Genomic DNA, 12,800 nt, shown 5'->3' with positions numbered 1-12,800 from the left:
GCGTCATGCTTGGGGGATGCGGGATGGATCCGGTGGTGGTGGCGGTGGCGCAGAGCGCCGTGCATGGCTTCAGCAAGCCGGTCGCGGCGGAGATCACCCTGCTGGCCGGGCTCGGCGTGGCGGGCGATGCGCATGCGGGCGAGCGGGTGAAGCACCGCTCCCGCGTCGCGCGGGACCCGACCCAGCCCAACCTGCGCCAGGTCCACCTCCTGCATGCCGAGCTGCTGGAGGCGCTGGCCGGCCGCGGCTTCGCGCTGCGGCCCGGCGATGTGGGGAGAACCTGTTGACCCGCGGCCTCGACCTGCTCGGACTGCCGACCGGCGCGCGGCTGCGGCTCGGCGAGACGGCCGAGATCGAGGTGACCGGCCTGCGCAATCCCTGTGCCCAGCTGGATCGCTTCCAACCGGGCCTGACCGCGGCGATGCTGGACCGCGCGCCGGACGGCGGGCTGGTCCGCAAGGCCGGCATCATGGCGGTGGTGCTGGCCGGCGGGGTGGTGCGGCCGGGCGACCGGATCGGCGTGACCCTGCCGCCCGGCCCGCACCGGCCGCTCTTGCCGGTATAGGCCCGGCGCGCGTCAGCGGTGGCGCGGCGGCTCCGGCCCCTGGCCGAGCAGGCTGCCGATCAGCCCGCCGAGGCCGCCGCCGCCCAGATCGCCCTCCTGCTGCGGCATGCGGCCCTGCGGCGTCATCCGGTCCACCGCCTGGGGCAGCATCGCGCTGAGTTCCTGCAGCAGGGTGCCGCGGTCGGTACCAGCCCGCTGCGCCGCCTCGTCGAGCTCCCGCGGGTCAAAGCCGCGCTCCAGCTCCTGCGGGGAGACCGGCTGGTTCGCGCCCGGCTGCACCCAGCTGTCGACCTGCTGGCCGAGGCCCTGGCCACGCAGCCCGGACAGCAAGCCGCCGAGGCCGCCGAGCAGGCCGCCACCTGCGCCACCCCCAGCACCGGCGCCGAGCAGGCCGCCCAGGATCCCGCCCAACCCGCCAGGCTGGCTGGCCGGGGTGCCGGCGGCCCCGCCGCCGAACAATCCGCCCAGCAGGCCACCCAGGCCGCCGCTGCCCTCCGCCTGTGGGGCGGCCCCGCCTTGCCGGTGCTTCATCAGCTGGTGGATCAGCAGCGCCACCGCGGCCAGCTTCACGCCGTTCGGCAGGCCGCCGCCCAGGCCGCCCACAGCTCCACCACCCTGCCGGCCGGAGAATAAGTCGCTCATCCTGGCTTGCTCCCCGTCGTGCATCCGAGGCGGGAACGCATCGAGCCGTGATTCAATCGGCACACGGGCGCGTGAATGCTAGTTTGTATACTATGTATCGTGACCGGGCACCGGATTGCCCCCACCAGGACCCCGTTCCCCGGCACCCCCGCCGCACCATCCGGGGGCAGCGCCGCCACGCGCCGGTGCAGGTCCTGCTGCTCTGCCTCTCGGTCCTGCTTCCCCTGGCGCTGTTCGGCTGGACCGCCTTCCGGGAGCACCGCCAGGCGCTGCAGGATGCCGGGCAGACCGCCGACCGGACCATCGCCGTGCTGCACGAGCATGCCGCGCGCGTGCTGGAGACGAATGAGCTGGTCCTGTCGGAGGTGATGCGGCAGACCGAGGGACGCAGCTGGGACGATCTCGGCCGCGACAGCCGGCTCTGGACCTATCTGCTGCGGGTCGCCGCCGATCTTGGCCAGCCGACCGACATCACCCTGGCCGATGCCACCGGCCGGGTGCGGATGACCACCACCCGCTTTCCGGCCGCGCGCGGCGACAGCCTGGCGGGACAAGAGGATTTCGAGGCGCTGCGCGGCCGGCAGAGCTGGACCCAGGTCGCGGTGCTGGCGGAAACCGCCCTGACGCCGCGGCAGATCACCCTCAGCCGCCGGCGGGTCGCCGCCGATGGCAGCTTCGACGGCATCCTCCGCATCGGCCTGCCGGTCAGCCAGTTCAGCGCGTTCTGGGCCCGCTACGCGCCGAATACCCGCTATGTGGTCACCCTGGTTCGCAGCGACGGGCGCGTCGTCACCCGCTGGCCTGGGACGACGCTGCCGGAATGGGTGGCGACCGACGGCCTGTTGCTGCGCAGCGCCCTGGTGCAGCGGACCGGCCATTTCTCCGGCGTCTCCGCGATCGACGGCGTAGAAAGGGTCAGCGCCTTCAGCCAGGTGCGCGACTACCCGCTGCACCTGGTCTTCTCGGTCGAGGAGGCCGTGGTGCTCGAAGGCTGGCGCGAGCAGGTGACGCTGCTCGGCCTCTATACCGTGCTGGCCGCTGCGGCGCTGCTCGGCATGGCGTTGATGACGGTGCGGCAATACCGCGAGCAGCGGCAGGATTCCGGCCGCTGGCGGGAGATGGCGGAGCGGCTGGAAGCCGAGAGCGCGCGGCGCGAGCAGGCCGAGGCGGCGCTGCGCCGGGCGCAGACGCTGGAGGCGGTCGGCCAGCTGACTGCCGGCGTCGCGCACGACTTCAACAACCTGCTGCAGGCGATCCGCAGCGGGCTGTTCCTGCTGGCACCGCGGCTGCCGGAGAGCTCGCGCAAGGTGCTGGATGCCAGCCTCCAGGCGGTGGACCGCGGCGCCAAGCTCGTACGCCAGCTGATGGTCTTCTCGCGGCGGGAGGCTTTGCAGCCCCAGCCCGTCGATCCGCGCGCGCTGATCGCCGGGGTGGGGGAGCTGCTGCAGAAGGCGGTCGGCGCGCCGGTGGCGATCGAGACCGCAATCGAGCCGGACATCGCCGCCGCCATGGTCGACCCGACCCAGGCGGAGCTGGCGGTGCTGAACCTGGCGATCAATGCGCGCGACGCCATGCCGCAGGGCGGCACGCTGACGATTGGGGCGCGCAACGCGCAGCTGGTCGTGCCGCAGGGCGCCGCCCCCGCCGGCGAGTATGTGGTGCTCTCGGTCGGCGATACGGGCATCGGCATGCCGCCCGAGGTGCTGGAGCGGGTGCTGGAGCCCTTCTTCACCACCAAGGCGGTGGGCAAGGGGACCGGGCTCGGCCTGTCCATGGTGCATGGCTTCGTCACCGGCTCGGGCGGCGACATGCGGATCGAGAGCCGTCCGGGGATCGGCACCACCGTCAGCCTCTGGCTGCCGCGCGCCGCGGCCCCGGCGGTGCCCGAGGCGGGGCCGGCCCAGCCGGCACGGAAGCCGGCCGGCGGCATGGGCTGCAGCCTGCTGCTGGTGGATGACGACGCCCTGGCCCGGCTCGCCACCGCGGCGGCGCTGCGCGAGATGGGCCATGAGGTCGCCGAGGCGCGCGACGGCGAGGAGGCACTGATCGTGCTCGGCCAGCGGCGCGACCTGCGGGTGGTGGTGACCGACTATGCCATGCCGCAGATGAACGGGGCCGAGCTGGCGCTGATGGTGCGGCGGGACTGGCCGGCGCTGCCGGTGATCATGATCACCGGCTATGCGGCCGGCCTGCCGGGCGGCAAGCCGCCGGGGGTGCGGACCCTACTCCGCAAGCCCTTCCGGATGGAGGAGCTGGACGCCGCCGTCCGCAGCGCGGCCGGGCTGGAAGCCGCCGTCGCCTCCTGACCCGTCACCCCGGGATATTCGGGTCCGTCAGGCGCCGGTGCTCCTCGAGCGCATAGCGGTCGGTCATCCCGGCGATGTAGTCGCAGACCACCCGCGCCGCCTGGGCCGAGCCGGGCTCCCCGGCCCGGTCGCGCCATTCCTGCGGCAACATCTGCGGCCCGCCATGCAGCAGCTGGAAGACCATCTGGCTGGCCCGCTTCGACTTCTGCATCGCCCGGTTCACCCGCCAGTGGCGGTACATCCGGTGGAACAGGAAGTCGCGGATCAGCAGGTTGGCTTCCTGCATCGGCGCCGAAAAGGCGACCACCGGCTCGGCGGCCGCGCGGATGTCGTCGGCGCTCTGCGGGTCGATCGCGGCGATCCGCCGCGCCGACTCGCTCACCACGTCCTGCACCATGGCGTTGATCACCCGGCGCACCGTCTCGGTGATCATCCGGTCGCGGGCGATGTTCGGGTAGGCCGCGCGGACCTCCTGGTAGGCATCGCCGATCAGCGGCAGGGCTGCCGCCTCCTCCAGCGTGAAGAGCCGGGCGCGGATGCCGTCGTCGAGATCGTGGTTGTTGTAGGCGATGTCGTCGGCCAGCGCCGCGACCTGCGCCTCGGCCGATGCATGGGTGCCGAGGTCGAGCGAATGCCCGGCGCTGTACTCCGCCAGGTAGCCGGCCGGGCGGCGCACCGGGCCATTGTGCTTGGCCAGGCCCTCCAGCGTCTCCCAGGTCAGGTTCAGCCCGTCGAAGGCGGCGTAGCGGGTCTCGAGCAGCGTCACGACCTTGAGCGACTGGGCATTGTGGTCGAGATCCGCCATAGGGGCGCATCTGGCTGTCCAGCGCCTCCTCCCCCGCATGTCCGAAGGGCGGGTGGCCGAGGTCGTGCGCCAGCGCCAGCGCCTCCGCCAGATCCTCGTCCAACCGCAACCGACGTGTGATGGCCCGGGCGATCTGCGCCACCTCGATGCTATGGGTGAGCCGGGTGCGGAAGTAGTCGCCCTCATGGAAGACGAAGACCTGGGTCTTGTACTGCAGCCGGCGGAAGGCGCCGGTATGGATGATCCGGTCGCGGTCGCGCTGGAAGGGGGAGCGCGCATCGCCGCCCGGCTCGGCATGCAGCCGGCCGCGGGAGGATGAGGGCCGGACGGCCCAGGGCGCACGCGCCTCGCTGGTCATGCGGATTGCCTAACAGCCCCCATCCCGGGCCGCAACCGCGGGGTGGTTGAGATCCGGGCCCAGCCGCCCTATCTTCCGGGCCAAGATTTGCGGCGGCCCGCCCCTGGGTGCGGCCGCCAGGAGAGAGCGATGCCCGACGGTTCCGACCTGCCCCGCTTCCGCGTCACCTCCGGTGCCGCCGCCCAGGTGGCGGATATCGCCCGCCGCCAGGGCAAGCCGGGGGCCGGGCTGCGCGTCTCGGTCAGTGCCGGCGGCTGTTCCGGCTTCCAGTACGGCTTCGACCTGGCCGATGCGCCGGAGGCCGACGACCTCGTGGTCGAGGCCGGCGGGACCCGGGTCTTCGTCGACCCGGTTTCGCTCGACCTGCTGGCCGGGGCGGAGCTCGATTGGAACGAGGCGCTGATCGGCGCGCATTTCGTCGTGCGCAACCCGCAGGCCGTGAGCGGCTGTGGCTGCGGCGTCAGCTTCGCGGTCGCCTGACGCCCTTACCAAACCGCGCCGGACGGGCGATGCTGCGGGGATGACCCGCCTCGCCACATTCAACGTCAACTCGATCCGCCGGCGCGTACCGCACCTGCAGCGCTTCCTGGCACGGCACAGCCCCGACTTGGTCTTCCTGCAGGAGCTTCAAATGCCGGACCGAGGAATTCCCGGCCCTTGAGCTCGCCGGCACCGGCTATGAGATGCGCGCCGTGGGTCAGCCGGGCGGCCGCAACGGCGTCGCGGTGCTGGGTCGCATCCCCTTCGAGGTGACGGCCGAAACGTTGCCGAGCGAGGAGGCCGACCAGCACGCCCGGTTCGTCGCGGTGCGTGCCGCAGGGATGGAGATCGCCGGCATCTATCTGCCGAACGGCAATTCCGGCGGCGAGGACGGCTATGCCTACAAGCTGCGCTGGATGGAACGGTTGGGCGACTGGGTGCAGGCGCGGCTGGATGGCTTCGCGCCGGTCGCGGTGCTGGGCGACTTCAACGTCTGCCCGACCGATGCCGATCTCTCGCCGGGTGCCCTGCCCCCGACCGATGCGCTGGTCCGGCCGGAGACGCGCGCACGCTACCGCGCCCTGCTGCATGTCGGCATGACCGATGCGCTGTCGGCCCTGCATCCGGCGGATGCGCCCTTCACCTACTGGGACTACGGCCCAGCCTTTGAATCCAACCGCGGCCTGCGGATCGACCACATCTTGCTCAGCCCGGAACTGGCCGAGCGGCTGACGGAATGCGGCGTCGATGTCGCCGCCCGGGCCGAGGAGCAGCCGAGTGACCACGCCCCGGTCTGGTGCGACCTGCGCTGAGCCGGGGCGTGGCTGTCGCTCAGTAGCTCGGGCGCACGGTGACCGTCGGCGGCGGCGCCTGGAGCACCGTCGGCTGCTGGGCAGGCTGCTGCAGGACCACGGGCGCGGGCGCCGGACGCTCCCGCTCGACATAGGTGCATGCCGTCACGGCGAAGCCGGCGGCGAGCATGGCGATGGCGGACAGGATACGCATGGCGGGTACCTCCTCTGCTGGACCGATGCCGTCCAACAACGGACTTCCCGCCTTCCGGTCGCATGCCGGAACAGCAACGTCAGCGTGAGGCGCTACCAGCGCCGGTAGCCATACCCATAGCCATAGGGGCGATAGCCATAGCCGTAGCCATAGGGCCGCGGCGCGCTAATAGGGCCGCGGCGCCACATAGACGCTGGCCGCCGGCGGGTAGTAGGCCGGCGCGGCCGGATAAGCCACGCAGCCGCCGAGGGCGGCGAGCGCGGGCAGCAGCAGCAGGACACGCAGCGAACGCATCGGGGGGCTCCTTCGATCGGTGATGAAACACCGCGCTTGCGGCGAAACGCAGGCGGAACCGAGGCAGCCCCCTTACAAGCGCGTCACCCCGGCCTATTGGTCCGCATACATATGCGTCTCCGCCGCGCCCCCCGGATGGGTCACGGCGCCGAGATGCGCCGGCCCGACGAGCTGCGCGTATTTCCAAAGCGCGCCGGCATTGTAGTCGGTGCGGCGCGGCTGCCAGGCGGCGCGGCGGGCGGCCATCTCGGCCTCCGGCACCATCATGTCGATGCTGCCCTTCGCGGCGTCGATGATGATGCGGTCGCCGTTCTTCAGCAGGGCGATCGGCCCGCCGACTGCCGCCTCCGGCCCGACATGGCCGATGCAGAAGCCGCGCGTGGCGCCGGAGAAGCGGCCATCGGTGATCAGTGCCACCTGCTCGCCCATGCCCTGGCCGTAGATCGCCGCGGTGGTCGAGAGCATCTCCCGCATCCCCGGCCCGCCCTTCGGGCCCTCGTAGCGGATGACGATGATGTCGCCCGGCTTGTAGGCGCGCGCGTCGACCGCGGCGAAGGCTTCCTCCTCACTGTCGAAGCAGAGCGCGCTGCCCTCGAAGCGCAGGGTCTTCATCCCGGCGATCTTCACGATGGCGCCGTCCGGCGCCAGGTTGCCCTTCAGCCCGACCACGCCGCCGGTGGTGGAGATTGCCTTGCTGACCGGGAAGATCACGTCCTGGTCGAGCGGGAAGACAACGTCCTTGTGGTTCTCCGCCAGCGTCTTGCCGGTGACCGTCATGCAGTCGCCATGCAGCAGCCCGGCATCGAGCAGCGCCTTGATGATCACCGGGATGCCGCCGACCTTGTAGACGTCGTAGGCGACGTATTTCCCGCCCGGCTTCAGGTCGGCGATATAGGGCGTGCGGCGCATGATGTTCACCACGTCGTCCATGGTGAAGTCGATGCCCGCCTCATGCGCCATCGCCGGCAGGTGCAGCCCGGCATTGGTGCTCCCGCCCGTGGCGCCGACCACGACCGCCGCGTTCTCCAGCGACTTGCGGGTGACGATGTCGCGCGGGCGGAGGTTCAGCTTCACCAGATTCATCACCGCCTTGCCCGACTCGAAGGCCCAGCGGTCGCGTTCCTCATAGGGTGCCGGCGTGCCGGCGGAGCCTGGCAGCGCCAGGCCGATCGCCTCGCTCACCGTCGCCATGGTGTTGGCGGTGAACTGGCCGCCGCAGGCGCCGGCACTCGGGCAGGCGACGCATTCCAGCTCGTGCAGCTCCTCGTCCGACATGTTGCCGGCGGCGTGTTGGCCGACCGCCTCGAAGACGTCGACGACCGTGACGTCCTTGCCCTTGTACTTCCCGGGCAGGATCGAGCCGCCATACATGAAGACGCTCGGGATATTCAGCCGCAGCATCGCCATCATCATGCCTGGCAGCGACTTGTCGCAGCCGGCGAGCCCAACCAGCGCGTCGTAGCAATGCCCGCGCACCGTAAGCTCCACCGTATCGGCGATGGCGTCGCGCGAGGCGAGCGACGACTTCATCCCCTGATGGCCCATGGCGATGCCGTCGGTCACCGTGATGGTGGTGAACTCGCGCGGCGTGCCCTCGGCGTCCTTGACGCCCTTCTTCACGCTCTGCGCCTGGCGCGAGAGGTCGATGTTGCAGGGCGCGGCCTCGTTCCAGCAGGTGGCGACGCCGACGAAGGGCTGGTCGATCTCCGCCTCGGTCAGCCCCATGGCGTAGTAGTAGCTGCGATGCGGCGCGCGGTCCGGCCCCACCGTGGTGTGGCGGCTGGGCAGCTTCGACTTGTCCCATTTTGTCATCGATTTCCTCCACGCCGGGCCGGCACGGGGCGCTGCCCCGTTGCACCGCCCGCCAAAGGCCGAAGGGCCTTTGGAAACCTTAAGTTTTATGAGGCCGTGTTGCCAAGGGACGACCTGACGCGGCGCGGCGGCGGCCCCACGCCCTCGTGACGCCGTCCGGCAACAGCGGGCCGTCGTCCCGGCCCTAGGATCGGCCGGACGGGATGCGAGGGAAGCGGCATGGCGGCCAGGATGATCGCGGGGCTTTGCGCAGCATGGATCACGGTGGGAACCGCCCAGGGCCAGGCGCCGGGTCCGGTGCCCGGTCAGTCGCCGGGGCAGGTCCCGGCGCCGCTGCTGGCGCCGGAGCCGGAGGTGTGGGAGCCCATGAGCACCACCGCCATGGCCATCACCGGGCGGATCACCCTCGCCCCCGACCGCATCACCTTCGCCAACCGCGCCTCCCTGGCTCTCGAGCCGGCGGGCGAGGTCGCAGGCTTCCTGGCGGAGGGCCAGCGCGTCACCGCGACACTCTACCGGGTGACGGAGCCGGGCAACCCGGTGCTGCTGCGCGGCGGCCGGCTTTGCGCAAACGGCAGGCCGATCCGCGCCATCGCGGTCTGGCAACCGCCACCGATCGGCAATACCGCGCCGGGCCAGGGCCGCTCGCTGGCTGCCTTCACCGGCACCGCGCCGCCGACGGGCGCCGAGGATCCCGGCAGCTGCGGCACCTTCCAGTACGAGCTGCCGGCCGCCCCGCGCGGCCGGCGCTGAGCCGCGCCCTTTCCGCTGGCATCTCGGGCGCCGGGCACCGCAGACTGATCGCGGAGACGGCCGCAGAGCCGCACCGAGGAGACCCAGGATGCCCCAGCCGACGCGTCGCCTGCTGCTCGCCGCCGCCCTCACCGCGCCCGGCCTGGCCCATGCCCAAAGCGAGGCTGCGGCCTGGCCACGCCAGACCGTCCGCTACATCAACCTCTATGCCCCGGGCGGCGCGAACGACATCCTGTCGCGCGCCTTCTGCCAGGCAATGACGCAGATCACCGGCCAGCAATTCGTGGTGGAGAACCGCACCGGCGCCGGCGGCACGGTGGGCAGCGACGCGATCGCCAAGTCGCGGGCCGATGGCTACACGATGGGCCTCGGCGGCGTCGCCAACCTGGCGATCGCGCCCTCGCTCTTTCCCAACCTGCCCTACGACCCCGCGCGCGACTACACCCACCTGACCGGCCTCTACCGGCAGCCCAACGTGCTGATCGTGAACAACGATGTCCCGGCGCGGACGCTGCCGGAGTTCATCGCGCTGCTGCGGGCCAATCCCGGCCGGTACAATTACGCGACGGGCGGCGCCGGGACGACGCCGCACCTCTCGGGCGAGATGTTCAAGCAGCGGACCGGCACCGAGATGCCCTTCGTGCAGTACCGCGGCGGCGCGCCGGCGCTGGTCGACCTGATGGCCGGGCAGGTCCAGGCGATCTTCGACAACTTGGCCGGGCCCTTCGGCAGCATCCGCGACGGCAAGGTGCGGGCGCTGGCGTTGACCAGCCCCGAGCGCAGCCCGGTGTTGCCGGACGTGCCGACCATGGCGGGATTCCTGCCCGGCTTCGACCTGACCAGCTGGAACGGCATGATCGCGCCGGCCGGCCTGCCGCAGCCCATGGTGCTGCGCATCGCCGAGCTGTCGCACCGCGCCCTGCAGAGCCCGGAGGTGGTCCGGGTCTTCACCGAGAACGGCGCGACGCCCTGGCTCGTGGGGCCTGAAGACTTCGCCGCCTATGCCCGCGCGCAGGAGCCGCTGATGCGCCAGCTGGTGAAGCTCAGCGGCGCATCGGCGGGGTAGCCGCGGTCAGGCGTTGATGCGCGCCAGCGCCGCGTCCAGCCGGGCGATCTCGGCCTGGAAGGCGACGAGGCGCTCGCGGTTCTCCTCGACCACTTCCTCCTTCGCGCGGGCGATGAAGTCGGGGTTGCCGAGCTTGGCCTCGACCTTGCGGATCTCGCCCTCGGCGGCGGCGCGAGCCTTGGCCAGGCGGGCGCGCTCGGCGGCGAAGTCGATGACGCCCTCAAGGGGCAGCATCACCGTCGCCTCGCCGACCACGACCTGAGCCACGCCCTTCGGCGGGTCGCCCTGGAGCGGTGCTATCTCCGTCACCCGGCCGAGCCGGCGGATCGCCTCGATCCAGCGCGCCGACCGCGCCAGGCTTTCCGGCGTCGCGTCGCGCAGCAGCAGGGGCGTGGTGATGGAGGGTGCGACATTCATCTCGGCCCGCACGGTGCGGACCTCGGAGACGAGCTTCACCACCCAGTCCAGCTCCTCCCGCGCCGCCTCGGCCCCGGTCACCGGCACCGCCTCCGGCCAGGGCGCGCGGATCAGGCTGCAGTCCGGGCCATAGCCGAAGTGGTCCCAGAGCTCCTCGGTGACGAAGGGAATCGCCGGGTGCAGCAGCCGCAGGATGGTGCCGAGCACATGCTGCGCGGCGCCCTTCACCTCGTCCTTCTCCGCCCCGTCCGGGCCGTTCAGCACCGGCTTGGCGAATCTCGATGAACCAGTCGCAATAGCTGTTCCAGACGAAGCGGTAGCAGGCTGCGGCATATTCGTCGAAGCGGTAGGCCTCGAGCGCCGCGGTCGCCTCCGCCACCGCGCGGTTCGCCGCGTCCAGGATCCAGCGCGCCAGCGGCGCCCGGGCCGAGGCCGGGTCCCAGGTCGCGTTCGGCGCCACCCCGTTCATCTCGAGGAAGCGCGACGCGTTCCAGATCTTGGTGATGAAGCTGCGATGGTCCTCGACCCGCTTGCGGCCGAGCTTCACGTCGCGGCCCGGCCCGGTCAGCGCGCAGATGGTGAAGCGGAGCGCGTCCGCGCCATAGGCGTCGATCAGCTCCAGCGGGTCCATGACGTTGCCCTTGGACTTCGACATCTTCTGGCCCTTCTCGTCGCGGACGAGGCCATGGATGTAGATGTCCTTGAACGGCACCTCGCCGTCCATGAAGTGCTGCCCCATCATCATCATGCGGGCGACCCAGAAGAAGATGATGTCGAAGCCGGTCACCAGCACGTCGCCGGGGTAGTAGCGCGCGACCTCGGCGGTCCGCTCCGGCCAGCCAAGCGTGCTGAAGGGCCAGAGCGCGCTGCTGAACCAAGTGTCGAGCACGTCGGGGTCGCGCTGCAGCGCGACCTCCGCGCCGAGCTTGGTTCGCGCCGCGGCCCGCGCCTCCTCCTCGGTCTTTTCGACGAAGATCGTCCCGTCCGGCGCGTACCAGGCGGGGATCTGGTGCCCCCACCAGAGCTGGCGGGAGACGCACCAGGGCTGGATGTCGCGCATCCACGCGAAGAACGTGTTCTCCCACTGCTTCGGCACGAAGCGCATGCGGCCGGTCTCGACCGCCTCGATGCAGGGCTTCGCCAGCGTCGCGGCGTCGCAGTACCACTGCCAGGTCAGCCGCGGCTCGATCGGCACGCCGCCGCGGTCGCCATGCGGCACCTGGTTGGCATGCGGCTCGACCTTCTCGAGCAGGCCGAGTTCCTCGAGCTTCGCCACGATCGCCTTGCGGGCGACGAAGCGGTCCTGGCCGGCGAGGCCGCGGACGAAGTCCGGGTCGGCGACGCCCTCGATCGCGCGCAGGTCGCCGGCGATCTCCTCCAGGCTGACCCGCGCCTCGGGGTCGAGCACGGTCGGCATCGCCACGCCGTGCCGCTTGCCCACCTCGAAATCGTTGAAGTCGTGCGCCGGGGTGATCTTCACCGCGCCGGTGCCCTTCTCCGGGTCGGAATACGCATCCGCCACCACAGGAATGGCCCGGCCGACCAGCGGCACGATGACGCGCCTGCCGACCAGCGCGGCGAAGCGCGGGTCCTCCGGGTGCACCGCGACGGCGGTGTCGCCCAGCATGGTCTCCGGCCGCGTGGTGGCCACCGTGATGAACGTGCCGGGCGCGCCCTCCACCGGGTAGCGCAGGTACCAGAGGCTGCCCTTCATCTCGCGGCTCTCGACCTCGAGGTCGGAGATCGCGGTCAGCAGCTTGGGGTCCCAGTTCACCAGCCTGCGGTCGCGGTAGATCAGCCCCTGCTTGTGCAGGGTGACGAAGACCTCCCGGACCGCGACCGAGAGCCCCTCATCCATGGTGAAGCGCTCGCGCGGCCAGTCGAGGCTGGCGCCGAGCCGGCGAGAGCTGCTGGGTGATCGTGCCGCCGCTCTCGGCCTTCCATTGCCAGACCCGGTCGGTGAAGGCCTCGCGGCCCATCGACCGGCGATCCTGGTTGCCCTCCGCGGCCAGCAGGCGTTCCACCACCATCTGGGTGGCGATGCCGGCATGGTCGGTGCCCGGCTGCCACAGCACGTCGCGGCCCTGCATCCGCCGCCAGCGCACCAGGGTGTCCTGGATCGTCATGGTCAGCGCATGGCCGATATGCAGGCTGCCCGTGACGTTGGGCGGCGGGATCATGATGGTGAAGGGGCGGCGCTGCTCGCCGGGTCGGCGGCGAAGGCGCCCGAGCGCTCCCAGCCTTCGTAAAGGCGGGCCTCGAAGGCACCGGGGGTCAGGGTCTTGTCCAGCATGGGC

At 71.4% G+C, this 12,800-nt stretch carries 12 protein-coding genes and 2 pseudogenes; 8 read left to right on the top strand and 6 right to left on the bottom strand.

What is annotated here, in order from left to right:
* Positions 1 to 23: 23 nt before the first annotated feature.
* A complete protein-coding gene (locus ACQ86J_RS37490) occupies positions 24 to 287 on the top strand; it encodes a hypothetical protein (protein WP_431269469.1) in 264 nt (87 codons plus the stop codon).
* Positions 284 to 565: an MOSC domain-containing protein gene (locus tag ACQ86J_RS37485; protein ID WP_431269468.1), complete on the top strand. Its 282-nt coding sequence runs from the start codon at positions 284 to 286 to the stop codon at positions 563 to 565. Before ACQ86J_RS37490 ends, ACQ86J_RS37485 begins: the two co-directional genes overlap by 4 nt.
* A gap of 12 nt (positions 566 to 577) precedes the next feature.
* Here the strand turns inward: ACQ86J_RS37485 and ACQ86J_RS37480 are convergent, their stop codons facing one another.
* On the bottom strand, positions 578 to 1,207 hold the full coding sequence (locus ACQ86J_RS37480; RefSeq protein WP_431269467.1) for a YidB family protein: 630 nt from the start codon (positions 1,205 to 1,207) through the stop codon (positions 578 to 580).
* 185 nt (positions 1,208 to 1,392) lie between these two features.
* On the opposite strand from ACQ86J_RS37480, the gene ACQ86J_RS37475 reads away from it, so the two are divergent.
* Positions 1,393 to 3,513 (top strand): ATP-binding protein, encoded by a 2,121-nt coding sequence (locus ACQ86J_RS37475; RefSeq protein ID WP_431269466.1) that lies wholly within the window; start codon positions 1,393 to 1,395, stop codon positions 3,511 to 3,513.
* 4 nt (positions 3,514 to 3,517) lie between these two features.
* Here ACQ86J_RS37475 and ACQ86J_RS37470 read toward each other — a convergent pair.
* Positions 3,518 to 4,676, bottom strand: a pseudogene (locus tag ACQ86J_RS37470) (deoxyguanosinetriphosphate triphosphohydrolase).
* 129 nt (positions 4,677 to 4,805) lie between these two features.
* On the opposite strand from ACQ86J_RS37470, the gene ACQ86J_RS37465 reads away from it, so the two are divergent.
* Genes ACQ86J_RS37465 through ACQ86J_RS37455 form a run of 3 tightly spaced genes read left to right on the top strand, consistent with a single transcriptional unit; the run spans position 4,806 to position 5,968 of the window.
* A complete protein-coding gene (locus tag ACQ86J_RS37465; RefSeq protein ID WP_431269465.1) occupies positions 4,806 to 5,156 on the top strand; it encodes a HesB/IscA family protein in 351 nt (116 codons plus the stop codon).
* A 40-nt stretch (positions 5,157 to 5,196) separates the two neighbouring features.
* The gene (locus ACQ86J_RS37460) at positions 5,197 to 5,337 is read left to right on the top strand and encodes an endonuclease/exonuclease/phosphatase family protein (protein ID WP_431269464.1); all 141 of its coding nucleotides are present in this window, start codon (positions 5,197 to 5,199) and stop codon (positions 5,335 to 5,337) included.
* 22 nt (positions 5,338 to 5,359) lie between these two features.
* Positions 5,360 to 5,968, top strand: coding sequence for an exodeoxyribonuclease III (locus tag ACQ86J_RS37455; protein ID WP_431269463.1), 609 nt, complete (start codon positions 5,360 to 5,362; stop codon positions 5,966 to 5,968).
* 19 nt (positions 5,969 to 5,987) lie between these two features.
* Here ACQ86J_RS37455 and ACQ86J_RS37450 read toward each other — a convergent pair whose 3' ends face one another.
* The 3 genes from ACQ86J_RS37450 to ilvD form a co-directional block, all read right to left on the bottom strand.
* Positions 5,988 to 6,161, bottom strand: a complete 174-nt coding sequence (locus ACQ86J_RS37450) for a hypothetical protein (protein ID WP_431269462.1) — start codon at positions 6,159 to 6,161, stop codon at positions 5,988 to 5,990.
* A gap of 165 nt (positions 6,162 to 6,326) precedes the next feature.
* A complete protein-coding gene (locus ACQ86J_RS37445) occupies positions 6,327 to 6,455 on the bottom strand; it encodes a hypothetical protein (RefSeq protein ID WP_431269461.1) in 129 nt (42 codons plus the stop codon).
* Positions 6,456 to 6,548: 93 nt separating this feature from the next.
* Positions 6,549 to 8,267 carry a dihydroxy-acid dehydratase gene (gene ilvD / locus ACQ86J_RS37440; RefSeq protein ID WP_431269460.1) on the bottom strand — a complete coding sequence of 573 codons (1,719 nt, stop codon included), beginning with the start codon at positions 8,265 to 8,267 and terminating at the stop codon, positions 6,549 to 6,551.
* Positions 8,268 to 8,531: 264 nt separating this feature from the next.
* Here ilvD and ACQ86J_RS37435 point away from each other — a divergent pair, with 264 nt between their 5' ends.
* Positions 8,532 to 9,020: a hypothetical protein gene (locus tag ACQ86J_RS37435; RefSeq protein WP_431269459.1), complete on the top strand. Its 489-nt coding sequence runs from the start codon at positions 8,532 to 8,534 to the stop codon at positions 9,018 to 9,020.
* 88 nt (positions 9,021 to 9,108) lie between these two features.
* Complete coding sequence (locus tag ACQ86J_RS37430) at positions 9,109 to 10,086, top strand: Bug family tripartite tricarboxylate transporter substrate binding protein (protein WP_431269458.1); 978 nt, start codon at positions 9,109 to 9,111, stop codon at positions 10,084 to 10,086.
* A 6-nt stretch (positions 10,087 to 10,092) separates the two neighbouring features.
* Here the strand turns inward: ACQ86J_RS37430 and ACQ86J_RS37425 are convergent.
* Positions 10,093 to 12,796, bottom strand: a pseudogene (locus tag ACQ86J_RS37425) (valine--tRNA ligase).
* Between the last annotated feature and the right edge of the window lie 4 nt (positions 12,797 to 12,800).

It is taken from the genome of Dankookia sp. P2, from assembly GCF_050632255.1.
Classification (GTDB): Bacteria; Pseudomonadota; Alphaproteobacteria; order Acetobacterales; family Acetobacteraceae; genus Paracraurococcus.
Note: the sequence above shows the minus strand (reverse complement) of the source record. Positions and strands in the feature narration are given on the sequence as shown.